The organism is Nocardioides sp. F233, from assembly GCF_057813895.1.
In genome coordinates this window covers 1-24442 of the sequence record NZ_JBVASH010000008.1, presented here as the reverse complement: position 1 = coordinate 24442, position 24442 = coordinate 1, and the positions used below count along the sequence as shown (strand labels likewise).

The following is a 24442-nucleotide window of genomic DNA, read 5'->3' as shown; positions in this document are numbered from 1 at the left end:
GACGAGCCTGCCACCACCGTCCGACAGTGGTGCGGAATGCTGGGCACATGACCCTCCCCACCGTGGCGATCGGCGCGCTCGGCGGCACGATCGCGTCCACCTCGAAGGACGGCACCGAGGTGGTGCCGACGCTGTCCGCGGCGGCCCTCGCCGCCGCAGTGCCCGGGCTCGAGGACACGGCCACGGTGCGTGCGGAGACGCTCGCCTCGCTGCCGAGCCCGTCGCTCGACGAGCCGACCATCGTCCGCACGCTGGCCTGGGCGCAGGCCGCGGTCGACGCCGGCGCGCGGGGTGTCGTCATCACCCAGGGCACCGACACCCTCGAGGAGTCGGCGTACCTGCTCGACCTGTTCTGGGACCGCCCCGAGCCGCTCGTGGTCACCGGCGCGATGCGCTCGCCCCAGGCCGCGGGCGCCGACGGCCCCGCCAACCTGCTCACCGCCGTGCGCTGCGCCCTCGCGTCGGACTCGCGTGAGCGCGGCGTGCTCGTCGCCTTCGACGACGAGCTGCACCAGGCCCGCTGGGTCGCCAAGACCGACTCGATGTCGACCAGCGCCTTCCGCTCGGCGGTGTTCGGCCCGATCGGACGCTGCGTCGAGGGCGAGGTCGTGTACGGCGTCCCGCCGGGCCGGGTGCCCGCGCTGCGGCTCTCGCCGGGGCAGGAGGCCGGGGACCCGCGGGTGCCGCTCGTGGCGACGTACCTCGGCGACGACGGGTACGTCCTCGACGCGATCCGCGCCGAGGACGTCGACGGCGTCGTGATCGCCGGCTTCGGCGCCGGGCACGTGTCCGCGCGGATGGCCGAGGCGGTCGGCCGCCTGGCCCGACAGGTCCCCGTCGTCTTCGCCTCCCGCACCGGCTCCGGCCCGACCGGGCGGGCGATGTACGGCTACCCGGGCTCCGAGATCGACCTGCTCGCCCGGGGCGCCGTCGGCGCCGGCTGGCTCTCGCCGGTCAAGGCGCGGCTGCTGCTGTGGGCGCTCGCTCTGCGGGGCCCGGTCGCGCGGGCGGACGTCGCGAGCGAGTTCGAGCTCCGCGGGCGGCCCTAGCCCGGAGCGCCCTCGCCCGGACCCGTCGCCCAAGGGGGTGGCCGGGCCCGTCGGCGACCCCTGGCCGGCGCCCGTGAAGGCCGGGCCATCACGAGACCTGCGTCACAAATTGGTGGCCTTCAACCCTTGTTCAGTCAATTTTGATCATGCTAACTTGAGGAAAAATCTCGCCCATTTCCCGAGGGGGTCCCCACGATGCAAGCTCTTTCCGCGAGAGGCGCGCGACGCCACCTGGCTGCCGCGCTCGGCGTGCTCGTCGCGACGACCGCACTGGCGGCCTGTGGGTCGGACGGCTCTGCCACCGACTCCGGCGCGAAGGCCAAGGTGCTGATCGACGACGCGGCGTGCGCCCGCAATCGCGACGCCGGCACGATCAACTACATCTCGGGATACGGGTACGGGGCCAGCGCCGGCCAGATGGATGTCTTCATCGCCCAGCAGCTGGGCTACTTCAAGGCGCTGTGCCTCGACGTGCAGATCAACGCGTCGGGCGCGAACGGGCAGCAGCTCGTCGCCTCCGGGCAGGCGCAGGCGACCGCCCTGGGCTCCGCCTCGGACGTGATGCTCGCCGCCGCGAACAGTCACAACCTGACGGCTGTCGCGACGTATGGCAACGTGTCGCCGTTCTCGATCTTCGCCAACGAGGACATCAAGAGCCTCAAGGACCTCGAGGGCGGCACCCTCGGCTACTTCATCAACCTCACGCCCGTCGCGTCGGCCATGCTCGAGGCCGCCGACGTCGACGTCTCCAAGGTGAAGCTGGTCAAGATGACCAACTACGACCCGACCGTGGTGACCCGCGGACAGGTCGACGCGATCGTCGGCTATGCGTCGAACCAGCCGGAGAAGCTGCGGTCCCTCGAGCTGCCGTTCAACGAGTTCCTGCCGTCCGACTTCGACCTCGGCGGCACGTACAACGTGATGGAGCTGAACTCCGACTTCCTCGCCAAGCACCCTGAGACGGCAGCGGACTTCATGCGGGCGGACCTGAAGGCGCTCGAGTACTGCCTGCAGAACGAGCAGAAGTGCGTCGAGATGGTCTCCGCGCTGGCTGCGAAGAACGGCCAGGGCGAGGCCTTCCCCGAGGACCAGCAGGCCCGCACCTGGGGCGTGGAGTCCGACTGGGTGCGCGAGAGCGGTGCCGAGCCGGGCGCGATCAACCTCGATGCCTGGCAGTCGGAGTACGACCTGGTGCAGAAGTACGGCGGCCTCGACAACCCGCCCGCGCTCGAGGACATGATGGACGCGGAGCTCGTCCCGAGCCTCTACCAGGACGGCAAGCTCGTGTGGCCGGGCGAGTGAGGGCGGCGAGCATGGCGCAGGACGCGACCGCCGGCGTACGGGTCGAGGGCATCACCAAGTCCTTCGGCTGGAACGGCTCCCGGGTCACGGTGCTCGACGACGTCAGCCTGACCATCGGCATGGGCGAGTTCGTCTCGGTGATCGGCCCGAGCGGCTGCGGCAAGTCCACGCTGCTCAAGGTGGTGGCCGGCCTCGTCGAGGCCGACGAGGGCACGGTGTCGATCGACGGGCGCAGCGTGAAGTCCGCTGCGCGCGACAAGCTGATCGGCCTGGTGCCCCAGTCGCCGGCGCTGCTGCCGTGGCGCACCGTGCTGGACAACGTGCGGCTGCCGATCGGCGTCAACCGTCGCGCGAACGCCGGGCGCACCATGCGCGACGCGGAGGAGCTGCTGTCGTCGTTCGGCCTCGCCGGCGCCATGGGCAAGTACCCCGGCCAGCTCTCGGGCGGGATGCAGCAGCGCGCCGCGATCGCGCGGGCCTTCGTCTTCGACCCGAGCATCCTGCTGATGGACGAGCCGTTCTCGGCGCTCGACGAGATGAACCGCGACCAGCAGCGCCTCGGCCTGCTCGACTTCTGGCAGTCCAACCGCAAGGCCGTCCTGTTCGTCACGCACTCGGTCCCGGAGGCGATCATGCTGTCCGACCGGATCGTGGTGATGGCGGCGCACCCCGGCCGGATCGCCGAGGTGATCGACGTCGACCTGCCCCGGCCGCGCGCCGAGGCGTCGTACGCCACCGACGAGTTCCGCGACCTGGAGCGGGTCGTGCGCGAGGCGCTGCACCGAGTGATGGAGAAGTCGCATGTCTGAGCGCAGCGTCCCCGGTACGGCGGCCGTCGCGAGCGGCGCCCGTTCCCGCAAGCAGGCCAGGACGCGCCAGGGCCGGCGGAGTCCGCTGCCGGCCTGGACGTCATGGCGGGTCTGGCTCCCCACGGTGATCTCGTTCAGCGTGGTGGCGGTCCTGTGGGAGGTGGTGGCGAAGTCGAACCCGTACGTCCTGCCGCGCCTCGGCGACATCTGGGCCAGCCTGAAGCTCGCGCCGGACATGTACTGGAGCAACTTCCTGGTCACCTTCAAGGAGGTCGGGGTCGGCGCGACGAGCGGGATCCTGGCCGGTTTCCTGCTCGCGGTCGTCATGGCCGAGTTCCAGATCGTGGAGCGGATGGTGATGCCGCTGGTGGTGGTCCTCATGGTCACCCCGATCGTGGCGATCGCGCCGGCCCTGGTCGTCGCGTTCGGGTTCGGGATGCTGCCGAAGTACTTCGTCACCGCGCTCGTGGTCTTCTTCCCGATGCTCGTGAACTCGCTCGCCGGCCTCCGCGACGTGGACGTCAGGACGCTCGACGTGCTCCGCACCCTGCACGCCAGCAGGTGGGAGGTCTTCCGCCACCTGCGGCTGCCCGGCTGCATGCCCTACGTCTTCGCGGGCCTGCGGATCGCGTTGCCGCTCGCCGTCGTGGGTGCGGCCGTCGCCGAGTTCGTCGCGGCCGGCACTCAGGCCGGCCTCGGCTCGCTCGTGACCACCTCCGCCGCCCAGGCGAACCTGCCCGTGACCTGGGCGAGCATCTCGCTCCTGTGCGCGATGGGCGTGCTGCTGGTCGCCGTCCTGGCCGTCGTACGCAAGCGCGTCCTGTGGTGGAGCGACGGCGACGTCGTGGCCCGTTGACGCAACCAAGACTCCTTTCGAAAGGCATCGACATGAAGCAGCTCCGGATCGGTCTGTTCGAGAACGCCCAGGCGAACGACTCCGGCACCGCCACCTGGCGGCACCCCGAGAACCGCCGGCTCGACTTCGACAAGCTCGGCTACTGGCGCGACCTGGCCAGGATCTGCGAGGACGCACGCCTGGACTTCCTCTTCCTCGCGGACGCCTGGGGATGGGCCGACGTCAACAGCCAGCGTCCCGACATCTGCTCGATCGAGGGCCTGGACCTGCCCCGGCTCGACCCCGCGATCGTGGCCGCCTCGCTGCTGCCCGAGACCGAGCACCTCGGCCTCGTGCTGACCGGCTCGACGTTGCTGGAGCAGCCCTACGCCTTCGCTCGCCGGATGGCCAGCCTCGACCAGCTCTCCGGCGGCCGGATCGGGTGGAACGTCGTCACCACCGGTACGGCGGAGACCGCGGTCGCTGCCTTCGGCGTGCCGATGGTCGCCCACGACGAGCGCTACCGCATGGCCGACGACTTCATGGAGGTCGTCTACAAGCTGTGGGAGGGCGCGTGGGAGCCCGATGCCCTGGAGAAGGACAAGGCCGGGCGCTTCGCCGATCCCGCGAAGGTGCACCGGATCGCCCACGAGGGTCCGTACTTCCGCTCGCACGGCTACGGCAACACCGCCTACTCGCCGCAGGGCACGCCGGTCCTCTTCCAGGCCGGCGCCTCGCCCGCGGGTCGCCAGTTCGGTGGCCGCCACGGTGAGTGCATGTTCATCGGCAGCGGCCCGGTGGAGCAGCTCGCGGGGCACACCCGCGCGATCCGCGAGGCGGCCGTCGCCGCCGGACGGACGGCGGACGCGGTGAAGGTCATGTCGGCCTTCTCCTGCGTCGTCGGCAGGACCACCCAGGACGCCGAGCGGAAGTACCAGCGGGTCCTCGACTCGCAGAGCCCCGAGGTCGCCGTGGCGTCGTACGCCTGGTTCACCGGACTCGACCTGTCGTCGTACGCGAGCGACACCCCGATGACCGAGCTCGGCACCGAGATGTCCCAGACGCAGGTCGCCCGGTTCGCCGGGCTGACGGTGGGGGACGTGCTCAAGGACTGGCACGCCCACGGCGTCGGCGCCCTGCCGGTCGTCGGGACGCCCGAGGAGATCGCCGACCGGATGTGCGCGCTGGCCGAGGGGGCCGACCTCGACGGGTTCCTGCTGTCGCCGGTCGTCCAGCCCGGATCCACGACCGACTTCGTCGAGCACGTCCTGCCGATCCTGCGGGCGCGCGGCGTCGCACCGCGTGAGTACGACGCCCCGACCCTGCGTGAGCGCCTCCTCGGGACGCCCTCGGCCACGCTCCCCGACGACCACCCGGGTGCCTCGCACCGGATCCCGTCGACCGTGAACGTGGCGTGATCGAGGCCGCGAGCCGCGGGGTGAGCGTCGTGGGGAGCATCAACCTCGACGTCACCACGCGGGTCGACCGGCTGCCCGCCCCGGGGGAGACCCTGGGCGGTGAGGCGATCGGCCGCTACCCGGGCGGCAAGGGCTTCAACCAGGCGATCGCCGCCCTGCGGTGCGGCGCGCAGACCCGGTTCTGCGGGGCTGTCGGCGGCGACGCCGAGGGCGCCTTCCTCCGCGGCGCCGCGGTCGACGCGGGCCTCGACGTCACGCACCTCGACACGCTGGCCGGCGAGTCCACGGGCGTCGCGCACGTCTTCGCCCTGCCCCGCGCGGAGAACAGCATCGTCGTCGTACCCGGGGCGAACGCGGCGGTGTCGCGGGCCGCGGCCGAGGCCGCCGTCGAGGGTGCGGGGGTGGTGCTCGTCCAGCTCGAGATCCCGCTCGCCGTCGCGGGGGCCGCGCTCACGGCGGCGCGGCGCGCCGGCGCCGTCACGATCCTCAACGCCGCGCCGGCAGCGCCGGAGGCGATCACGCTGCTCGACCGCGTCGACGTCCTCGTCGTCAACGAGGCCGAGGCCGAGACGCTCGGCGGCCCTGCTCGCTGCCTGCGCTCGGGAGCCGGTGCCGTCGTGGTGACGCTCGGTGCCCGCGGGTGCGAGCTGCACCGCGAGGGCTCCCGGATGCTGCGCTTCAGCGCGTTCCCGGCCGACGCGGTCGACACCACCGGTGCGGGCGATGCCTTCTGCGGTGCGCTCGCCGCCGCGCTCAACCAGGGCGCGAGCCTGCAGCTCGCCCTCACCCGCGCTGCCGCGGCCGGGGCGATCGTCGTCGGGGTCGTCGGCGCGCAGACCGAGCGGCTGAGCTCCGTCGCGATCGATCGACTGGTCGTCGGTTAGCGCGGGTCCCCGTGCGCGTCGGGCGTGAGAGCCGGCACGTCGTCGTTGAAGGAGTACTCACCCTCGCGAAGGCGCTGGACCAGCTCGCGGGCCCACGCCTGCTCGGCGCGCAGGCGCCCGCTGCACAGCTCGAAGATCTCGCGCACGTACTTGGGCGTCGTGGGGGACTGCAGCGTGTCCTGGATGTGGAACTCGTTCGCCTTCACGATCGCGTCGATCTCGCTCGCCCGGTGGTCGAGCCCCGCGATGACCTCCTGCCGGCTCAGGATGAACATGAACGACGCGATCACGTTCACCGCCTGGGCGTCGAAGGGCTCGACGGTCCACAGCGTCTCGCGCAGCATCCGCAGGAGCGCGACCTCGCCGGTCGGCGTGATGCGGTACGTCGTCCGCGCGGGGCGCTTGCCGTTGGTCTCGGTGCCGCTCTCGGCGACGTAGCCGTCCTGCTCGAGCGAGCGCAGCGCGTTGTAGATCGAGCCCGGCTGGATGTTGGCCCACTCGTCGACCAGCCAGGTCATCAGCTCGCGACGCAGGAAGTATCCGTGCACCGGCTGGAACTGGTAGACGGCGCCGAGCACGACCAGGCGGGTGGGAGATGACATGGGGACATGCTATGGCACTTGTTTGCATGTTCAACGGCGTATATTATCTCTGTAATAGACAAGTTTGACTATATCTCGGAGGGAGTCGAGCCCATGGTGGTCCCGGATCAGGGTGCGGCGGCGCCGACGCCGCTCGAGCTCCGCAGCGCGTTCTCGGCGTTCCCCACCGGGGTGGTCGCCGTGTGCGGGCTGGTCGACGGCCAGCCGGTCGGCATGGCCGTGAACTCGTTCAGCTCGACCTCGCTCGAACCGCCCCTCGTCGCCATCAGCGTGGCGCGCACCTCGACCACCTGGCCCCGCCTCGCGGGCAGCCGGCTCGGCCTGAGCGTGCTGTCCGTCGGGCAGGACGCCGTGTGCCGGCGGCTGGCCGCCCGGGTGGGCGACCGGTTCGCCGGCACCGCGTGGGAGGCGAGCGACGACGGCGCGGTGTTCATCGCCGGCGCCGCCCTCTGGCTCGATTGCGAGGTCCGCGCGGCCCACGACGGCGGCGACCACGAGATCGTGGTCCTGAGCGTCCTCGGGGTCGACGCCTTCCCCGACGTCGACCCGCTGGTGTTCCACCAGAGCCGGTTCCACGTCATCCAGGGCGCGAGCTGAGGGCGTCGTGCCCGACGCCACCTTCAGCGGTGTCGTGGTCCCCGGCAACGGGCGTGGGCACGGTCTGGGCTTCCCGACCGCCAACGTCGCGGTGACGATCGGCGAGGTGCCGCCCGACGGCGTGTACGCGTGCCGGGTCCGGGTGCCCGTCGATCCGCTGACGTACGGCGCGACGCTCAGCGTCGGCACCAACCCGACCTTCGACGACGTCGAGGGCCGCCGGGTCGAGGCCTACCTGCACGGCTTCGCCGGCGACCTCTACGGCCGCACGATCGAGGTGCGTCTCGTGCGGCTGCTGCGACCGACCCGCCGGTTCCCGACGGTCGCCGGGCTCGTCGCGCAGACCGCGGACGACGTACGCCGTGCGCGTGCGGTGCTGGGCGAGACTCAGACCGAGGAGTCCGGCGGCCGGTGGGGGAGCACGTCGGCGACGTAGTCCCGCGCGGAGTCGAAGATGTCGACCTCGTGCCCGGCCTCGTCGGACAGCGCCCAGCGGTGCTCCATCACCTCGTGGAAGAACTCGGGCGCGGAGATCGTGCGGCGCAGCTCGGGCGGCAGCAGGTCGACGATCGGGGTGTAGACGGTCGCCAGCCAGCGCCGGGCGACGGCCTCGCGGTCCTGGTCGTCGTACCCGCCGTGGGCGGTGAAGGCCGCGAGGTCGTTGAGCAGCTTGCGGGCCTGGCTGTCCTCGGCGACCAGGCCGGTCAGCTCGCGCAGCTCGCGGCGGTGGTGTCCGGCCTCGACGACCTTGGGCTGGATCCGGACCCGGTCCGACTCGGTGCGCACGTCGAGCTCGTCGACGTCGAAGCCGAGGTCGTTGAGGCGCGCGATCCGCTGCTCGACCCGGTACCACTCGTCAGTGCCGAACTCCTCGGCTGCGGTGAGCTCGTCCCACAGCGCGTGGTAGTGGTCGGCGAGCTGGGCGACGATCGCGAACCCGTCGACCTCGATGTCCGTGTCGCCGCTGGCCTGGAGGTCCATCAGCTCGGCGAAGATGTTCTCGACGCCGACGGTGACGTCCTGCTCGCGCATCGCGTCCGAGATCGACGACCGCAGCTCGCCGGTCTCGGCGTCGACGAGGAAGGCCGCGAAACCCCCGGCGCTACGGCGGAAAAGGGCGTTCGACAGCGACACGTCGCCCCAGAAGAAGCCGGCCAGGTGCAGTCGCACGAGCAGCACGACGAGGGCGTCGACCAGGGCCGGGACCTGCTCGGCACGCAGTCCGTGCTGGAAGACGGCGCGGTAGGGGAGCGAGTAGTGCAGGTGCTCGGTGAGCAGCGCCGCCGGCAGCGGTTCACCACCGGCATCCGTGCGCCCGGTCACCACGCCCCGCGGTACGACGGCCGGCTGGTCGAGGCGCTGCAGGTCCCGCAGCAGGTCGTACTCCCGCAGCGCGATCGCCTCCTCGGTCTCCTTCACCGCGAGGAACTGCCGGTTCACCTGGACCACCCGGACGACGTGGCGGGACAACCCGAGCGGAAGCGGTACGACGTACCAGTCGTCCCAGTCCGCCAAGGGTCGCGACCACGGCAGCCGGAACAGGGCCGGGTCGGTGCGGGCGGCGACGACGTGCAGCGCCATGGTCGAAACCTACGCCAACCCGGGGCGTCTGAACTCGCCGGCCGCGGGCACTGGATCGGTGCCGCGTGGGCATCGGGGCAGCACGTGGGCGTGGACAAAGTCCGCGACGTAGAGGTAGGACTGAGTGACGCACGCCACATCCTCGGGAGGGGTGATCAGGGCGATGAGATCGATCAGCGGCCCGTCGGGACAACGAATCCGGCGCCGACGACGAGCTGCGCTCGTTGCGGTCGCCGCGCTCGCGGCCGGCAGCCTGACGGCGTGCGGCGGATCCGGGAAGCCGACGCTCAACTGGTACGTCAACCCCGACGGGGTCGACACCTTCCAGAAGTACGCGAAGCAGTGCGGCACCGACCAGTACGACATCGAGGTGCAGCTGCTGCCCAACGGCGCCACCGACCAGCGCACCCAGCTCGCCCGCCGGCTCGCCGCGGAGGACTCCTCCACCGACCTGATGAACCTCGACCCGGTCTTCGTCGCCGAGTTCGCCAACGCCGGCTGGCTGCAGCGGGTCGAGGGCGACCTCGCGGACTCGATCACCAGCAGCGTCGCCGGTGACGGCGACTACCTCTCCGGCGCGGCCGAGACGGTCACCTGGGACGACAAGGTCTACGCGATCCCGTTGTGGGCCAACACCCAGGTGCTCTGGTTCCGCAAGTCCCTCGCCCAGGCCGCCGGCCTCGACATGACCCAGCCGGTCACGTGGGACCAGGTCATCAAGGCGGCGGCCGACAACGACGGCACGGTCGGCGTCCAGGCCAACAAGTACGAGGCGTACGTCGTGTGGATCAACGCGCTCGTCCAGGGAGCCGGCGGCGACATCGTCTCCGACACCGAGGCCGGCCGCGACGCCAAGGTCGACATCGGCTCCGACGCCGGGCGCAAGGCGGCCGAGATCATCAAGGAGCTCGCCGACTCGAAGGCGGCCCAGCCGGACCTCACGGTCTCCAACGAGGGCACCAGCCTCGGGCAGATGTTCCCCGAGAGCGGGGCCGGTGAGTTCATGGTCAACTGGACGTTCGTCTACAAGAACTACGAGGGCCAGGTCGGATCCGGCCTCACCGACGAGCAGTTCGCCGACCTGGGCTGGGCCCGTTACCCCGCGACGGTCGAGGGCGAGGCGTCGAAGCCGCCGGTCGGCGGCATCGACATCGGGGTCGGCGCCTACAGCAAGCACCCCGACTTCGCGATGGAGGCGGCTCGCTGCATCACCTCCGAGCAGGCGCAGGTCGACCTCGCGCTCGACAACGGCCTGATGCCGTCGACCAACGCGGCGTACGACAAGGTCGCGGCGAGCGGGGACTACCCGGCCGACCTGATCGAGCTGTTCCGCACCAGCGTCGACGAGGGCGGGCCGCGGCCCAAGAGCGCCTTCTACGCGATGATCTCCGGCGCCATCCAGGCCAAGTGGCACTCGCCCACCTCGGTCGAACCCGGCAGCACGCCGAAGGACTCGGCGACGTACCTGAAGGACGTGCTGGAAGGGAAGTCGTTGCTGTGAGCACCGTGACCGCACCCGTGAAGCCCGCGAGGGGCAAGCCCGTCGCCAGTGACCGCGCCCGCGCGGAGACCCGCCTCGGCCAGAAGCTGGTGGCGCCGGCCATCGTGCTGATGCTGCTGGTGACGGCGTTCCCGATGCTGCGGGCCCTCTACCTGTCGACCTTCGACTACGCCCTGACCGCACCCGACGAGCGCGACTTCGTGGGGATCGGCAACTACCTCACGGCGCTGACCGACCCGCTGTTCTGGCAGACCACCGGCGTGACGGTGCTCTACATGGTGGTCACGGTGGCGATCGAGCTGGTCATCGGTTTCGCGTTCGCCCTGGTGATGCACCGCGTGATCTTCGCGCGCGGCGTCATCCGTACGTCGATCCTGATCCCCTACGGCATCATCACCGTGGTCTCGGGCTTCGCGTGGCAGTTCGCGTTCTCGTTCCAGAACGGCTTCGTCAACGGCTGGCTGCCGTTCGTCGGTGACGACTTCAACTGGTTCGGCCACACCGGGTCGGCCGTCGCGGCGATCATGGTCTCCGAGATCTGGAAGACCACGCCGTTCATGTCGCTGCTCCTGCTGGCCGGTCTGGCCCAGGTCAGCGAGGACATGATCGAGGCAGCCAAGGTCGACGGCGCCACCTGGTGGCAGCGGCTGTTCAAGGTGATCCTCCCGAACATGCGTGCCGCGATCATGGTCGCCGTCCTGTTCCGGGCGCTCGACGCCTACCGGATCTTCGACAACATCTTCGTGATGACGGCAGGAGCGGTGAAGACCGAGTCGATCAGCTTCCTCACCTACCGCCAGACCATCGAGCAGTTCCAGCTCGGCCTGGGCTCGGCCCTGTCGGTGCTGCTGTTCCTGTCCGTGCTCGTGGTGGCGTTCGCGATCGTCAAGGTCTTCCGCGTCGACCTGGCGCAGGCCCGGCAGGAGGCATGACATGAAGAACCGGATCGGTCTCGTCGTCGGGTGTCTCCTGATCATGATCTGGTGCCTGCTGCCGGTCGCCTGGATCATCTCGCTGTCCTTCAAGTCCGAGGCCGCGATCACCAACGGCAGTCCGGGCTTCTTCCCCTCCGACGGAGGGGGAGCGGGCTGGGACAACTACCGCGCGGTGTGGGACAACGAGCAGTTCCGTCGCGCGATCGTCAACTCGATCGGCATCAGCCTGATCGCCACGCTGCTCTCGGTGGTCGTCGCGACGCTGGCGGCGTACGCCATCGCCCGGCTCGAGTTCCGCGGCAAGAAGGCGGTGCTCACGATCGCGCTGGCGATCGCCATGTTCCCGGTGGTCTCGCTGGTCGGCCCGCTCTTCGACATGTGGCGGGCGATCGGGCTCTACGACACCTGGCCGGGCCTGATCATCCCCTACATGTCCTTCACGCTGCCGCTGGCGATCTGGACCCTGTCGGCGTTCTTCCGCGAGATCCCGTGGGAGATGGAGCAGGCGGCGCAGGTCGACGGCGCGACGTCGTGGCAGGCGTTCCGCAAGGTGATCGTGCCGCTGGCCGCGCCCGGCGTCTTCACGGCGGCGATCCTCACCTTCTTCTTCGCGTGGAACGACTTCGTGTTCGGGATCTCGCTCACCTCCACCGAGAACGCCCGCCCGATCCCGGCGTCGCTGTCCTTCTTCGTCGGCTCCGACCCGTTCAACCGGCCGGCCTCGCTGCTCGCCGCGGGAGCGGTCATCGCGACCATCCCGATCGTCGTCATCGTCCTGATCTTCCAGCGCAAGATCGTCGCCGGCCTGACCTCCGGCGCCGTGAAGGGGTGAACCACTGATGGCTGCCATCACGATGAACCACATCGTCAAGCAGTACGGCGACGGCTTCCCGGCCGTCAACGACGTCTCGATCGACGTCGCGGACGGGGAGTTCATGATCCTCGTCGGCCCCTCGGGCTGCGGGAAGTCCACGCTGCTGCGGATGATCGTGGGCCTGGAGGACATCACGTCGGGCGACATGGTGATCGGGGAGAAGCGGGTCAACGACCTCGCGCCGCGCGACCGGAACCTCGCGATGGTGTTCCAGAACTACGCGCTCTACCCGCACCTCACGGTCTACGAGAACATCGCGTTCCCGCTGCGCCTGGCCAAGAAGCCGGACGCCGAGGTCGACAAGCTGGTGCGTGAGGCGTCGGCGACCCTCGAGCTCGACGAGCACCTCCAGCGCAAGCCCGGCAACCTGTCCGGCGGCCAGCGGCAGCGCGTCGCGATGGGACGCGCGATCGTCCGGCAGGCCGATGCCTTCCTCTTCGACGAGCCGCTGTCCAACCTCGACGCCAAGCTGCGCGGGCAGATGCGCACCGAGATCGCTCGGCTGCAGAAGCGCCTCGGCATCACCACGGTCTACGTCACCCACGACCAGACCGAGGCGATGACGCTCGGCGACCGGGTCGCCGTGCTCAAGCGCGGTGTGCTCCAGCAGCTCGCGACCCCGCGCGAGCTCTACGAGAACCCCGGCAACCTCTTCGTCGCCGGCTTCATCGGCTCCCCGCCGATGAACTTCCTCCCCGCGACCGTCGAGGGCGGCCGGGTGAAGCTGCCGTTCGGCAGCGTCGAGATCCCCGCCGACAAGGCCGAGCGCGCCGCCGGACGGGGCCTGCTGATCGCCGGCATCCGCCCCGAGCACTTCGAGGACGCCTCGCTCGCCGCCGCCGAGGGCCGCAGCGGGTCGACGTTCTCGGCGAACGTGGACGCGGTGGAGTGGCTCGGCAACGAGACCTACGCCTACATCCCGTTCGAGGCGCCCGACGCGGTCAAGCAGCAGCTGCAGCAGCTGGAGAAGGACCTCGACGGCGAGGCCATGCGCACCCAGCTCGTCGTGTCCCTCGACGGCGCGAGCCGGATCGCCGAGGGCCGGGACGCCGAGATCTGGGTCGACGGGCGCCGGATCCACCTGTTCGACCCGGCGAGCGGTGAGAACCTCACCGTGGACCGGGAGCGGGCCGGACGGATCCCCGGCGCGGAGGTGACCGCCGGCTAGCGGCGACCCGCCGTCGCGCGGTCCGCGTTGCGGCGGATCGCGATCGTGAACGTCGGGAACAGGGCGGCCGGCAGGTCGTGCCCCCAGCCCTCGATGAGGGTCACCCGCGCGCCGGGAATCGCAGCCGCGGTCGCCCGACCGCCCGACACGTTGACCATCCGGTCGGCGAGGCCGTGCATCACCAGCGTGGGCGCGGTGACCTGCGCGAGCGCCCGGGTGCGGTCGGGCTGGGTGAGCACGGCCAACATCTGGCGCAGCACGCCGGCGCGGGTGACCCCGCGGTCCCAGGTCTCGCCGGCGCGCTTGCGCAGCTTCTCCTCGGTCTGCGGGAACCGCGGCGAGCCGATGATCTTCCAGACCGCGAGGCTGCCCCGGATGTAGTCCTCGCGCTCCGGGCCGCGCCCGGCGATCAGCGTCGGCAGCAGGCTGGGGTGCTGGCGGCCGACCGTGCGCCGACCGGTGGTCGACATGATGCTGCTCAGGCTGAGCACTCGCTCCGGTGCGGTCAGCGCCATGGTCTGCGCGATCATCCCGCCCATCGACACGCCGGCGACGTGCGCGGACTCGATGCCGAGGTGGTCGAGGAGGCCGAAGGCGTCGCCGGCCAGGTCCGCGATCGAGTACGGCGCCCGGGTGGGCGCCCCGACGAAGGCGCGGAGCAGGTCGGCACGGCGTACCCGACCGGGGGAGCGGGAGGAGCGCCCGGTGTCGCGGTTGTCGTACCGGATCACGTGGAAGCCGGCCTCGGCCAGCTGCACGCACAGGTCGGCGTCCCACCAGGTCATCGGGCCGCCGAGGCCCATCACCAGCAGCATCGGCTCGGCGCTGGGGTCGCCGAAGGTCTGGTAGCAGAGCTCGATGTCGGGGGAGACCGGGGCGAGCAGCTCGTCGGAGGCGGACATGACACCCAGTTTGACAAGTTGCGAGTAGTTGTCGATTCAACTGGGTAACGTTTGTGACGTGAGCAACACGTTGGCGCCCTGGCTGCTGCCCGACGGCTACGGCCGTCCGGCGCTGGCCGCGCTGCTGCGCGAGGGCAGTCTGGTGACCGAGGCGGGCCGCTTCGCGGCTCGTCGTGGCGCGACCCGACGCGTGCGTCGTCGTACGCCGGTCGCGAGTCGATCAGCGGCCCGGGTCGCCGAGCCGGTGCTGCTCATCCCCGGCTTCCTCGCCGGCGACTGGACCCTCACCGCGATGGCCGCCGAGCTGCGTGGGCGCGGCTTCCGGACCTACCGCTCCCACATCCACGCCAACGTCGGCTGCACCCTCGGCTCCGCGCTCGCGCTCGAGGCGCGCCTGGAGCAGATCGCCGAGCGTCGCGACGCCCGGGTCCAGATCGTCGGGCACAGCCTCGGCGGCATGATCGCCCGTGGCCTCGCCGCCCGCCGCCCGGACCTCGTCGCGGGCATCGTCACCATGGGCAGTCCGATGCGTGCCCCGGCCGCCCACCACGCCCTGCTGACCCGCGGCGTACGCGTGCTCAACCGGCTCTCCGAGGCCGGCGTCCCCGGCCTGATGAGCGAGGACTGCGTCGCCGGCGAGTGCGCCCACCTCAGCTTCACCGAGTCCCAGGAGCCGCTGCGCGCCGATGTCGCGATGACCAACGTCTACTCGCGCCGCGACGGCATCGTCGACTGGAAGGCCTGCATCGACCCCGCCGGCCGGGCCGTCGAGGTGCGGGCCTCGCACATCGGGATGGCTGTCGACCCGCGGGTGATCGACGTGGTCGTGGAGGCGCTGCGGGTTCCGGACGTGCGTCGTACCCGGCACCTGGGTCGCGATTCCGCCTGAACCACGACCCGATTGCCGGGTACGACGGGGAGACCCGGCCCGCGGATCACATCGTGTTGACGATGAGCCCGATGTGGGTGAAGAAGTTCATCGCGCCGAACAGCAGGAACAGCACGCCCGACACGCCCCAGAGCCAGCCGGTGATCCGGCCCCAGGCGCCCGGCGTACCGGTGCTGCGGACCCGGTTGACCAGGGCGGCGAAGGCGAGGGCGCCGAGGCCGACGATCGCGATGAGCAGCGACATGAACGTCGCCTCGACCATCGGGTGGTTGGCGAACTCGCCCGAGATCGGCTCCTCGGCGGGGGCGGCGAACAGCTGGTACTTGATGCCCGCCACCGCGATCGCGACCAGGCTCAGGCCGAGGCCACCGACGAAGACCGTGATGGGCTGGGCGACCCGGGCGAGTGCCTGGAGCGGCCTGCTGGCGGCCAGAGCGACCGCGCCACGCTTCCACAGGTAGAGCGCGGCTGCGAGCAGGAGGACACCGAAGCCCAGGCTGGTCTCACCGAAGATGATGTTGTCGAACGGGAAGCCCCCGGCGGCGAGCGGCCAGGTCAGGGTCATGTGCAGGCCGGTCGTGGTGAGGACGGTGCCGAGCACGCCGAACGTCAGCGCCCAGCCGTCCGGCTCGACCTCCTCCGGCGCGCGCAGGAGCTCGCGGCCGAGCATGACGAGCGTGATCAGGCCCGCGCCGACGGCGACGGCCATGATCGTGTTGTAGGTGGGCATGTTCGCCCAGTCGATCTTCAGGCCCTCCTGGGCCACAAGGCTGCTCATGGTGGTGCACCTCTGGTGATCCGTGGGACCGGATCTCGGTCCTCGCCCACCAGAACCTATACGCATGTATAGATATTCCGGACGAATGGTCCTGCGTAGGGTGGACCTCGTGCCCGCCGCCTCCCGCCGCCCCGTCCAGGAGCGCAGCGCCCAGCGCACCCGCGCGATGACGGAGGCGGCGGCGCGGCTGCTCATCGAGGAGGGGCCCGACGCCGTCACCCACCGAAGAGTGGCCGCGGCGGCCGGGGTGCCGGCGGGATCCGCCGGCTACTACTTCGCGACGCGTCAGGAGCTGTACGCCGCCGCGGTGGCTGCCGCGGAGGAGGTCCGCACGGCAGGGGCGGCCGAGCGCGCGCGGTCGATCACGCGCCGGGCCCGGTCCGCCCGGCGTACCGCGGAGCTCCTGCTCGAGGTGCTCTACGCGCCCGCCCTGGACCCGGCGGTGGTCAGCCGCCGGCTGCAGCCGATGCTCGCGGCCACGGCCGACCCCGAGCTGCGCCCGATCATGGCCGCATCACGCCCCGCGCTGCTCGCCGCCCTGCGCGAGGCCCTGGACCGGTGCGGCTGGACGGTGGTCGCCGAGAGCCCGGACTTCGACCTGGTGGTGCGGATGCTCGACGCGGCGCTGCTGTACGGCGCCGCCGCGGGTGACGAGGACCCGATCGCCGATGCGGTGGCGGACGTGGCCAGGTTGCTGGAGCTGGTGCGGGGTGCCGGAAATGCGTCGTACCCGGCATCTGGGTCGTGATTCGGTCCGAACCGCGACCCGAATGCCGGGTACGACGAGGAAACTGGCCCCGGACGGAGGCTCAGTCGAAGTCGATCGCGGAGAACCCGCGCAGCTTGGACAGCTGGTGCTCGGAGGTGATCGTGCGGATCGTGCCGCTGCGCGAGCGCATGACCAGCGACTGGGTGACCGCGCCGCCCGCGCGGTAGCGGACGCCGCGGACCAGCTCGCCGTCGGTGATGCCGGTGGCGACGAAGAAGCAGTCGTCACCGGTGACCAGGGTGTCGGTGGTGAGGATGTGGTCGGGGTCGAGGTTGTGGCCGGCGTCGATGGCGCGCTGGCGCTCCTCGTCGTCGGTCGGCCACAGCCGGCCCTGGATGGTGCCGCCCATGGCCTTCATCGCGCAGGCGGCGATGATGCCCTCGGGGGTGCCGCCGATGCCGAGCAGCAGGTCGATGCCGGTGTCGGCGCGGGCGGCCATGATCGCGCCGGCGACGTCGCCGTCGGTGATGAACTTGATCCGGGCGCCGGTGGCGCGGATCTCGTCGACGAGCTGCGCGTGGCGCGGCCGGTCGAGGAGGACCACGGTGACGTCGGAGGGGTTGGAGCCCTTGGCCTTGGCGACCTGGTGGATGTTCTCGGCGACGGGGTAGCGGATGTCGACGACCTCGGCGGCCTCGGGGCCGGTGACCAGCTTCTCCATGTAGAAGACGGCGGACGGGTCGTACATCGTGCCGCGCGGGGCGACGGCGAGGACGGCGACCGCGTTGGCCATGCCCTTCGCGGTCAGGGTGGTGCCGTCGATCGGGTCGACGGCGACGTCGCACTCGGGGCCGGTGCCGTCGCCGACGCTCTCGCCGTTGTAGAGCATGGGCGCGTTGTCCTTCTCGCCCTCGCCGATCACGACGGTGCCGTTCATGCCGATCGTCGAGATCATCACGCGCATCGCCTGCACGGCGACGCCGTCGGCGCCGTTCTTGTCGCCACGGCCGACCCAACGTCCGGCTGCCATCGCGGCCGCCTCGGTGACGCGCACCAGCTCGAGGGCGAGGTTGCGGTCGGGGGCGGGCGGCTCCACGATGAGGGCGTCGTTCATAGGGCGAACCCTATCGGTCCTCGAACTACCTGGCGTACACGTCGACCTCGGTGGCCTTCACGACGAAGGTCACGGCCGCGCCCGGGGCCAGGCCCAGCTCGGCGACCGAGGCCACGGTCACGTCGGCCGCGAGCTCACCCGCGCGGACCCGGACCAGGTCGCCCAGCGGCTCGAGCTCGGTGACCACGACGGGCAGCACGTTGCGCGGGCTGCCGCCCGGTGGTTGGGCGTGGACGGCGACCGCCGAGGGGCGGAAGACGGCCACCGCGTCGGCGCCGTCGACGGGCCCGGGATCGCCGGGGGTGCCGTGCAGGAGCAGGCCGTCCGGGCGTCGTACGCCGTCAGGGGTGGCGGTGCCCGCGACCAGGTTGAGTCCCGCGAACCGGGCGGCGAAGGCGCTGCGCGGGCGGGAGAGCACGTCGGCGGTCGCACCCTGCTCGACCACGCGACCGCCGTCGAGGACGACGACCCGGTCGGCGAGCAGCAGCGCGTCGAGGACGTGGTGGGTGACGATCACGGTGGTGCGGTCGGCCAGGACCCGACGGAACAGCGTGCGCAGCGCCGGCGCGACCGCCACGTCGAGGGCCGCCATCGGCTCGTCGAGCAGCAACAGCCGCGGCTCGGCGGCGAGCGCCCGGGCGACCGCGACCCGCTGCGCCTGGCCGCCGGACAGCTGGGCCGGACGGCGCTCGGCGAGCTCGGCGGCGTCGACCTCGGCCAGCCAGTGCCCGGCGCTCGCGCGGGCGGCGCGGCGACCGGAGCCGGTGCTGCGTGGGCCGAAGGCGACGTTCTCGAGGACCGACAGGTGCGGGAAGAGGAGCGGGTCCTGTGCCAGGAGTGCGGTACGACGCGCGTGCGGCGCGACCCATCGCCCCGGCCCGGTCAGCTCCTCGCCGTCGAGCACCACCCGGCCCGCGTCGGGGCGCAGCAGACCGCCCAGGACCGCGAGGGTGGTCGACTTGCCGGCGCCGTTGGGTCCGAGCAGCGCAACCGTCTCGCCGTCGGCGACCTCGAAGGCGACGTCGACCCCGCGCTCGGCGACGACGACCTCCACCCGGGCGCTCACAAGGCCCCCTTGGGACGGACCAAACCGATCACCAGGACCGCGACCACGACCAGGACGAGGGACATCGCGACCGCTGCGTCGGCGTCGGTGACCCGGAGGTTGTAGATCAGCAGCGGCAGGGTCCGGGTGGTGCCCTCGAGGCTCCCGGCGAAGGTGATCGTGGCGCCGAACTCCCCGAGGGAGCGGGCGAACGCCAACACCGCGCCCGATGCCAGGCCCGGCAGCACGAGCGGCAGGGTGACCCGGCGCAGGACCGTGGTCGGTCGCGCGCCGAGGGAGGCCGCGACGACGTCGTACCTCTCCCCGGCGGTGCGCAGCGCGCCCTCCAGGCTGACGACGAGGAACGGCAGCGACACGAACGTCTGGGCGAGCACGACCGCGATCGAGGTGAACGCGATCCGGATCCCGAGCGCCTCGAGCTCGCCGCCGAGCAGGCCCTGACGGCCGAAGGTCGAGAGCAGCGCGATGCCGCCGACGACGGGCGGCAGGACGAGGGGGAGCAGCACGAGCGAGCGCAGCACGCCGAGCCAGCGGGCCTCGCTGCGCGCGAGGACCGTCGCCAGCGGGATGCCGAGGAGCAGGCAGAGCACCGTGCTCGCGGTCGACGTCTTCAGGCTCAGGACCAGCGCGGAGCGGGCGGCCTCGGAGGTGACCAGCGAGGGGAACTCGCCCCAGTCGATGCGGGTCGTCATCGAGGCGACGGGGAGCACCACGAACACGCCGGCCAGCAGCGCGGGCGCGAGGAGCCAGCGCGGCAGGCCGACGTGCCGGGTGTGCGTCATGCGGCGAGCCTAGGGAAGCGCTGACCAATGGCGCCTGCTGCGCGCCGAGATGCACGCACGTTGGCGGCGTTGCAGACGCTCGACGTGCGCCCAGCATGCCTTCGCGCCTGCGCCTTGCCACCGCACGTGCCTCTCGACGCTCGCGACGCCGCCATTGATCAGCGCTTCCCTGGGACCTACGAGGCCGCGGGGGCTCCGAACCCGGCGTCCTGCAGCACCTTCTGGCCCTCGCCCGTGACCAGGTCGATCCACTGCTGGGCGAGGTCGGCGTGCTTCGAGCCCTCGACGGCGACGATCGGGTAGTGGTTGACCACGCCGGCCGCCTCCGGGAAGTCGATCCCCTCCAGGTCGGCGCCCGCGGCGGCCACGTCGGTGACGTAGACCAGGCCGGCGTCGGCCTCGCCGTCCTCGACCTTGGTCAGCACGCCGGAGACGGACTCCTCCTCGCTGACCGGCTTGAAGGTCAGGCCGGCGGCCTCGCCGACCTTCAGGGCTGCGCTGCCGCACGGGACCTCCGGCTGGCACAGCACCAGCTTGACGTCCTTCTTCGTGAGGTCCGCCAGGCTGGTGATCTTGGCCGGGTTGCCCGGCGGTACGGCGATCATCAGGGTGTTGGTCGCGAACTCCCGCGGGTCGCCGGAGGTCAGCTTCGCTGCGACCAGCTTGTCCATGTTGGCGGTGTCGGCGGAGGCGAACACGTCCGCCTCCGCGCCCTCGGTGATCTGGGCGACCAGGTCCGAGGAGCCGCCGAAGGACAGCTTCACGTCGACGCCCGGGTGGGCGTCCTCGAACTGGCCCTCGAGCTCCTCGAAGGTCTTCGTCAGGGACGCGGCCGCGAAGACGGTCAGCGTCTGGTCGCCCTTGCCGCCGCTGGAGCCGCCGTCGCCGTTGTCGCCGTTGTCGCCGCAGGCGGCGAGGGGGAGGGCGAGCAGGACGGCGGCGCTGGTCGCGCCGAGCCGGAGCCAGGTCTTCTTCATCGGGGCCTCAGGCCTTCCTTCATCGGTGCTGTCTCGGGACGGGTCGTTCGACGACGACGGTGGTGGACTTGACCGACGCGATCGCGCGTACGCCGGGCGCCAGGCCCAGCTCCGTGGCCGCCTCGGCGCTCATCAGGGACACGACCCGGTACGGGCCGCAGACCATCTCGACCTGGGCCATCACCGTGTCGGCGAGGACTCGGGTGACGATCCCGGTCATCCGGTTGCGCGCGCTGACGTCACCGGCCCGCGTGCGATCCCGGTCGGCCTCGTCGACCAGCGAAGCCGCCAGGCTGGCGAGGTCGACCCCCGGGATCACCGTGCGCCCGTCGACCGTGCTGCTGGGCACCCGCCCGGCATCGATCCACCGGCGGACGGTGTCGGTGGAGACGCCGAGCAGCTCGGCGGCCTCGGACACCCGGTAGTCGGTCATGGCGTCACTCTGGCGCATCTGCGGCTGTTTTGCCATTCGATCAACGCATCTGCGTCTCTCGGTGGGGCTGGGGATGGCGGCTGGGACCGTGCTGGGACACTGGACCCGTCATGAGCACCCAGCAGTCGCAGCCGTCAGAGCGCCCGGGCCGCTACCAGCGATCCGCGGTCGGCCTCGTGACGTCGCTGGTCGTCACCGTCGTCGCGATCGGCGCGCTCCTCTACTTCATGGGCGCCTTCCGCCCGGACTTCGAGGTCAAGCCCGAGGCGGTCGACTACGTCGAGATCGTCCAGTCCGCCCAGCAGGCCGGCCTCACGCCGATCTACCCGGACGCCCTCCCGAAGGGCTGGATCTCCACCGGCGTCGACGTCGTACCCGGCGACCGCCCGGTGACCATGGTCCGGCTGCTCACCGACGACGGGAAGTTCCTCGCGGTCCGCCAGGAGGACGCTTCGCTCACCGCGATGCTGTCCCAGTGGGTCGACGAGAACACCGAGACCCGCCCGGGCTACACCGTCCCGGCCGGCGTCGCCCAGCCGGTGGCCCGTGACTGGAAGGGGTACGCCGACGCGGGTGGCGACTCCGCCTACGCCGCCGAGGTCGGCGGACAGACCGTGCTGGTGTTCGGTTCCGCGCCCGCCAAGGACCTCCGGACGATCGTCGACTCGCTGGTCACCACGCCGATCGGCTAGTCCTCGTCGGTGTCGTCGTCGCCCAGCACCGACTCCAGCCGTGCCCGGGCGCCGTCGAGCCAGCCCTGGCAGGTCGTGGCGAGCGCCTCGCCGCGCTCCCAGAGCGCGAGGGACTCCTCGAGCGTCGTACCGCCGGCCTCGAGCTGACGAACCACCTCGACCAGCTCGGCGCGCGCGTCCTCGTAGGAGAGCTCCTCGCTCGGCTCCGTGGGCGTGGTGTCAGTCATGGATCTCCTCGGTCGTGGTGGCGGTGACGTGGATGCGGCCGTCGGCGACGCGGACCGACAGCGAGGCGTCGGGGGAGACGTCGCCGACGGAGGTGACGACGTGGCCGTCGGCGTCCTGGAGGACGGCGTACCCGCGGCGCAGGGTGGCCAGCGGCGACAGGGCGCGGACCCGGGCGCGGCGGTGGTCGAGGTCGTCGGCGGCGCGGTCGACCTGCCACTCGAGCTGGCGGCGGATCCGCGAGCGCCAGTCGTCGAGCTCGTCGAGGCGCGCATCGATCATGGTGCCGGGGTGGGCGAGCGCGGGGCGCGAGCGCAGGGCGTCGAGCTGGGACTGCTCGCGGTCGAGGCGGTGGCGTACGGCGCGGCGCAGCGCGTCGCGCGCGCGGTCGACCATCATCCGCTCCTGCGCCATGTCGGGCACGATCAGCTTGGCAGCGTCGGTGGGCGTGGAGGCCCGCACGTCGGCGACCAGGTCGAGCAGCGGGGAGTCCGGCTCGTGGCCGATCGCGGACACGACGGGGGTGCGGGCAGCGGCGACCACGCGGATCAGGCCCTCGTCGGAGAACGGCAGCAGGTCCTCGACCGAGCCGCCGCCCCGGGCCACGACGATGACGTCGACCTCGGGGTCCGCGTCGAGGCGGCGTACGGCCTCGATCACCTCCTCGGCCGAGCGCTGGCCCTGCATGGCGGCGTACGCGGTGGTGAAGGCGACCGCCGGCCAGCGGCGGGTGGCGTTCTCGAGGACGTCGCGCTCGGCGGCCGAGCTGGGCGCGGTGACCAGACCGACGCGACGGGGTACGGCGGGCAGCCGGCGCTTGCGTTCCTGGGCGAACAGACCCTCGGCCGCCAGCAGCTGGCGGCGCCGCTCGAGCCGGGCGAGCAGCTCGCCGAGCCCGACCATCCGGATCTCGCGGGCGTTGAGGGACAGGCTGCCGCGGTTGGCGTAGTAGGACGGCCGCGCGTGGATGACCACGCTGGCGCCCTCGGTCACCGGGGTGGGCAGGCCGTCGAACATCACGCGCGAGCAGGTGACCGGGACCGAGATGTCGGCGACCGAGTCGCGCAGCGTCATGAACACCGTCGCCAGGCCGGGGCGCCGGCTGATCTGGGTGACCTGGCCCTCGACCCACACCGCGCCGAGCCGGTCGATCCAGCCGGCGAGCGCGTTCGCGATCGCCCGGACCGGAGCCGGTTTCTCCAGCGACGTCTCGAGAGCCACGGCCGCGAGCCTATGGGACAGTGTCGACATGACGGCGACGGCGCTCGTGATCGGTGAATCCGTGCTCGACGTGGTCGACGGCGACGAGCGGCCCGGTGGCTCCGCGGTCAACGCCGCCGTCGCGCTGGCCCGGTTGGGGAGACCGGTTCGCCTCGCCACGGCGTACGCCGACGACGCGGCCGGTGCGCTGATCGCCGGCCACCTCCGCTCGGCCGGTGTCGAGCTGGCCGGCCATCCCTGCGTGCTGACGTCCACGCCCCGCGCGGAGGCGGTGATCGACGCGACCGGCGCGGCGTCGTACACCTTCGACATCGGGTGGCAGCTGCCGGCGCTGGACGACGGGCCCGCGCACGTCGTGCACGTGACCTCGCTGGCACCGCTGCTCGACCCGGGCGCCGCGGACGTGCTCGCGCTGGTCGAGCGGATCGCGCCCACCACCTGCGTGACGTACGACGTCAACCTGCGCCCCGCGATCGCTGGCACCCGTGCTCAGGTGCTCGACCGGGTGCTGCGGACCGCGTCGTACGCGACGCTCGTCAAGGCGTCCGACGAGGACCTCGTCGCGCTCTGGCCGGACCGGTCGGCGGGGGAGTCGGCCTCGGCGCTGCTCGCCCTGCCCGGCGGGCCCGTCGCCGTGATCGTCACCCACGGCGCGGAGGGCGCCTCCTGGCACGCCTGCTCCGGCCCGGACTGGTCCACCGGCGGCGTGCACGCCGAGCCGGTCGAGGTCGTCGACACCATCGGCGCCGGGGACACCTTCGCCGCAGCACTCATCGACCACCTGTGGCCGCTCCTCGGCGCCGGCTCCCGGGACCGGTTGGCCGCGCTCGGGCCGGAGGAGTGGAGGGCCGCGCTGACGTACGCCGCCCGCGTCGCCGCCGTCACCGTCGGGCGGCTGGGTGCTGACCCGCCCACTCGCGAGGAACTTGCGCGGGACTGATGCGTCTCGTTCAGGACTCACGGTGTTGGTTTGGCGCTCGCTCCGCTGTGAGGGTTTTCGTGGCCGGCCTGAGGTTGGCTGGCAGGGTGGCCTTGGTTCTGCTGCTGTGGTCGTGACTCTTCGCTTCGGTGACCCGCTGCCGTTGTGGTGACGGTTCGG

At 71.7% G+C, this 24442-nt stretch carries 27 protein-coding genes; 16 read left to right on the top strand and 11 right to left on the bottom strand.

Features of this window, described 5'->3' with window-relative positions; translation table 11 throughout:
- Nucleotides 1-47 precede the first annotated feature (47 nt).
- The 6 genes from ACZYRU_RS24535 to ACZYRU_RS24510 all read left to right on the top strand — a co-directional run bounded on the left by ACZYRU_RS24535 (nt 48) and on the right by ACZYRU_RS24510 (nt 6297).
- A complete protein-coding gene (locus tag ACZYRU_RS24535; RefSeq protein WP_488959730.1) occupies nt 48-1049 on the top strand; it encodes an asparaginase in 1002 nt (333 codons plus the stop codon).
- Between the two features lie 195 nt (nt 1050-1244).
- On the top strand, nt 1245-2351 hold the full coding sequence (locus ACZYRU_RS24530) for an ABC transporter substrate-binding protein (RefSeq protein WP_488959729.1): 1107 nt from the start codon (nt 1245-1247) through the stop codon (nt 2349-2351).
- An 11-nt stretch (nt 2352-2362) separates the two neighbouring features.
- On the top strand, nt 2363-3160 hold the full coding sequence (locus ACZYRU_RS24525; RefSeq protein WP_488959728.1) for an ABC transporter ATP-binding protein: 798 nt from the start codon (nt 2363-2365) through the stop codon (nt 3158-3160).
- Nucleotides 3153-4016 carry an ABC transporter permease gene (locus ACZYRU_RS24520; protein WP_488959727.1) on the top strand — a complete coding sequence of 288 codons (864 nt, stop codon included), beginning with the start codon at nt 3153-3155 and terminating at the stop codon, nt 4014-4016. Before ACZYRU_RS24525 ends, ACZYRU_RS24520 begins: the two co-directional genes overlap by 8 nt.
- A 32-nt stretch (nt 4017-4048) precedes the next feature.
- Nucleotides 4049-5413 (top strand): NtaA/DmoA family FMN-dependent monooxygenase, encoded by a 1365-nt coding sequence (locus tag ACZYRU_RS24515; RefSeq protein ID WP_488959726.1) that lies wholly within the window; start codon nt 4049-4051, stop codon nt 5411-5413.
- Nucleotides 5410-6297: a ribokinase gene (locus ACZYRU_RS24510; RefSeq protein WP_488959725.1), complete on the top strand. Its 888-nt coding sequence runs from the start codon at nt 5410-5412 to the stop codon at nt 6295-6297. Before ACZYRU_RS24515 ends, ACZYRU_RS24510 begins: the two co-directional genes overlap by 4 nt.
- Here ACZYRU_RS24510 and ACZYRU_RS24505 read toward each other — a convergent pair.
- Complete coding sequence (locus tag ACZYRU_RS24505) at nt 6294-6899, bottom strand: PadR family transcriptional regulator (RefSeq protein ID WP_488959724.1); 606 nt, start codon at nt 6897-6899, stop codon at nt 6294-6296. The two genes, ACZYRU_RS24510 and ACZYRU_RS24505, sit on opposite strands and share 4 nt — an antisense overlap.
- Nucleotides 6900-6992: 93 nt before the next feature.
- On the opposite strand from ACZYRU_RS24505, the gene ACZYRU_RS24500 reads away from it, so the two are divergent.
- Together ACZYRU_RS24500 and ACZYRU_RS24495 are read left to right on the top strand one after the other, a co-directional pair.
- On the top strand, nt 6993-7496 hold the full coding sequence (locus ACZYRU_RS24500; protein WP_488959723.1) for a flavin reductase family protein: 504 nt from the start codon (nt 6993-6995) through the stop codon (nt 7494-7496).
- A gap of 7 nt (nt 7497-7503) precedes the next feature.
- On the top strand, nt 7504-7932 hold the full coding sequence (locus ACZYRU_RS24495; protein WP_488959722.1) for a riboflavin kinase: 429 nt from the start codon (nt 7504-7506) through the stop codon (nt 7930-7932).
- On the opposite strand, the gene ACZYRU_RS24490 is transcribed toward ACZYRU_RS24495, so the two are convergent.
- Nucleotides 7884-9077, bottom strand: a complete 1194-nt coding sequence (locus tag ACZYRU_RS24490) for a DUF4032 domain-containing protein (RefSeq protein ID WP_488959721.1) — start codon at nt 9075-9077, stop codon at nt 7884-7886. The two genes, ACZYRU_RS24495 and ACZYRU_RS24490, sit on opposite strands and share 49 nt — an antisense overlap.
- Before the next feature lie 163 nt (nt 9078-9240).
- Here ACZYRU_RS24490 and ACZYRU_RS24485 point away from each other — a divergent pair, with 163 nt between their 5' ends.
- The 4 genes from ACZYRU_RS24485 to ACZYRU_RS24470 are packed head-to-tail and all read left to right on the top strand — an operon-like array spanning nt 9241 to nt 13555.
- The gene (locus tag ACZYRU_RS24485) at nt 9241-10578 is read left to right on the top strand and encodes an extracellular solute-binding protein (RefSeq protein WP_488959720.1); all 1338 of its coding nucleotides are present in this window, start codon (nt 9241-9243) and stop codon (nt 10576-10578) included.
- A 5-nt stretch (nt 10579-10583) separates the two neighbouring features.
- A complete protein-coding gene (locus ACZYRU_RS24480; protein ID WP_488959719.1) occupies nt 10584-11510 on the top strand; it encodes a carbohydrate ABC transporter permease in 927 nt (308 codons plus the stop codon).
- 1 nt (nt 11511) lies between these two features.
- On the top strand, nt 11512-12345 hold the full coding sequence (locus ACZYRU_RS24475) for a carbohydrate ABC transporter permease (RefSeq protein WP_488959718.1): 834 nt from the start codon (nt 11512-11514) through the stop codon (nt 12343-12345).
- 7 nt (nt 12346-12352) lie between these two features.
- Nucleotides 12353-13555, top strand: a complete 1203-nt coding sequence (locus tag ACZYRU_RS24470; RefSeq protein WP_488959717.1) for an ABC transporter ATP-binding protein — start codon at nt 12353-12355, stop codon at nt 13553-13555.
- Here ACZYRU_RS24470 and ACZYRU_RS24465 read toward each other — a convergent pair.
- Entirely contained in the window at nt 13552-14457 is a 906-nt protein-coding gene (locus ACZYRU_RS24465; RefSeq protein ID WP_488959716.1) for an alpha/beta fold hydrolase, read from the bottom strand. The genes ACZYRU_RS24470 and ACZYRU_RS24465 overlap by 4 nt on opposite strands.
- A 58-nt stretch (nt 14458-14515) precedes the next feature.
- Here ACZYRU_RS24465 and ACZYRU_RS24460 point away from each other — a divergent pair, with 58 nt between their 5' ends.
- On the top strand, nt 14516-15346 hold the full coding sequence (locus ACZYRU_RS24460) for an esterase/lipase family protein (protein WP_488959715.1): 831 nt from the start codon (nt 14516-14518) through the stop codon (nt 15344-15346).
- A gap of 46 nt (nt 15347-15392) precedes the next feature.
- Here the strand turns inward: ACZYRU_RS24460 and ACZYRU_RS24455 are convergent, their stop codons facing one another.
- Nucleotides 15393-16124 (bottom strand): DUF981 family protein, encoded by a 732-nt coding sequence (locus tag ACZYRU_RS24455; protein WP_488959714.1) that lies wholly within the window; start codon nt 16122-16124, stop codon nt 15393-15395.
- Between the two features lie 109 nt (nt 16125-16233).
- Here ACZYRU_RS24455 and ACZYRU_RS24450 point away from each other — a divergent pair, with 109 nt between their 5' ends.
- Nucleotides 16234-16872 (top strand): TetR family transcriptional regulator, encoded by a 639-nt coding sequence (locus ACZYRU_RS24450; protein WP_488959713.1) that lies wholly within the window; start codon nt 16234-16236, stop codon nt 16870-16872.
- A gap of 61 nt (nt 16873-16933) precedes the next feature.
- Here ACZYRU_RS24450 and glpX read toward each other — a convergent pair whose 3' ends face one another.
- From glpX to ACZYRU_RS24425, 5 genes are all read right to left on the bottom strand, one after another.
- Entirely contained in the window at nt 16934-17947 is a 1014-nt protein-coding gene (gene glpX, locus ACZYRU_RS24445) for a class II fructose-bisphosphatase (protein ID WP_488959712.1), read from the bottom strand.
- A gap of 25 nt (nt 17948-17972) precedes the next feature.
- Nucleotides 17973-19013, bottom strand: coding sequence for a sulfate/molybdate ABC transporter ATP-binding protein (locus ACZYRU_RS24440; protein ID WP_488959711.1), 1041 nt, complete (start codon nt 19011-19013; stop codon nt 17973-17975).
- Nucleotides 19010-19795 (bottom strand): ABC transporter permease, encoded by a 786-nt coding sequence (locus ACZYRU_RS24435; protein ID WP_488959710.1) that lies wholly within the window; start codon nt 19793-19795, stop codon nt 19010-19012. The genes ACZYRU_RS24440 and ACZYRU_RS24435 overlap by 4 nt, the downstream gene beginning before the upstream one ends.
- A 176-nt stretch (nt 19796-19971) precedes the next feature.
- Nucleotides 19972-20772: a molybdate ABC transporter substrate-binding protein gene (gene modA, locus ACZYRU_RS24430; RefSeq protein WP_488959709.1), complete on the bottom strand. Its 801-nt coding sequence runs from the start codon at nt 20770-20772 to the stop codon at nt 19972-19974.
- 19 nt (nt 20773-20791) lie between these two features.
- Complete coding sequence (locus ACZYRU_RS24425) at nt 20792-21205, bottom strand: TOBE domain-containing protein (RefSeq protein WP_488959708.1); 414 nt, start codon at nt 21203-21205, stop codon at nt 20792-20794.
- 110 nt (nt 21206-21315) lie between these two features.
- Here ACZYRU_RS24425 and ACZYRU_RS24420 point away from each other — a divergent pair, with 110 nt between their 5' ends.
- The gene (locus ACZYRU_RS24420; protein ID WP_488959707.1) at nt 21316-21897 is read left to right on the top strand and encodes a DUF4245 family protein; all 582 of its coding nucleotides are present in this window, start codon (nt 21316-21318) and stop codon (nt 21895-21897) included.
- Here ACZYRU_RS24420 and ACZYRU_RS24415 read toward each other — a convergent pair.
- Entirely contained in the window at nt 21894-22124 is a 231-nt protein-coding gene (locus ACZYRU_RS24415; RefSeq protein WP_488959706.1) for an exodeoxyribonuclease VII small subunit, read from the bottom strand. The genes ACZYRU_RS24420 and ACZYRU_RS24415 overlap by 4 nt on opposite strands.
- A complete protein-coding gene (gene xseA / locus ACZYRU_RS24410) occupies nt 22117-23343 on the bottom strand; it encodes an exodeoxyribonuclease VII large subunit (protein ID WP_488959705.1) in 1227 nt (408 codons plus the stop codon). The genes ACZYRU_RS24415 and xseA overlap by 8 nt, the downstream gene beginning before the upstream one ends.
- Nucleotides 23344-23371: 28 nt before the next feature.
- Here xseA and ACZYRU_RS24405 point away from each other — a divergent pair, with 28 nt between their 5' ends.
- A complete protein-coding gene (locus tag ACZYRU_RS24405; RefSeq protein ID WP_488959704.1) occupies nt 23372-24283 on the top strand; it encodes a PfkB family carbohydrate kinase in 912 nt (303 codons plus the stop codon).
- The last annotated feature ends 159 nt before the right edge of the window (nt 24284-24442 follow it).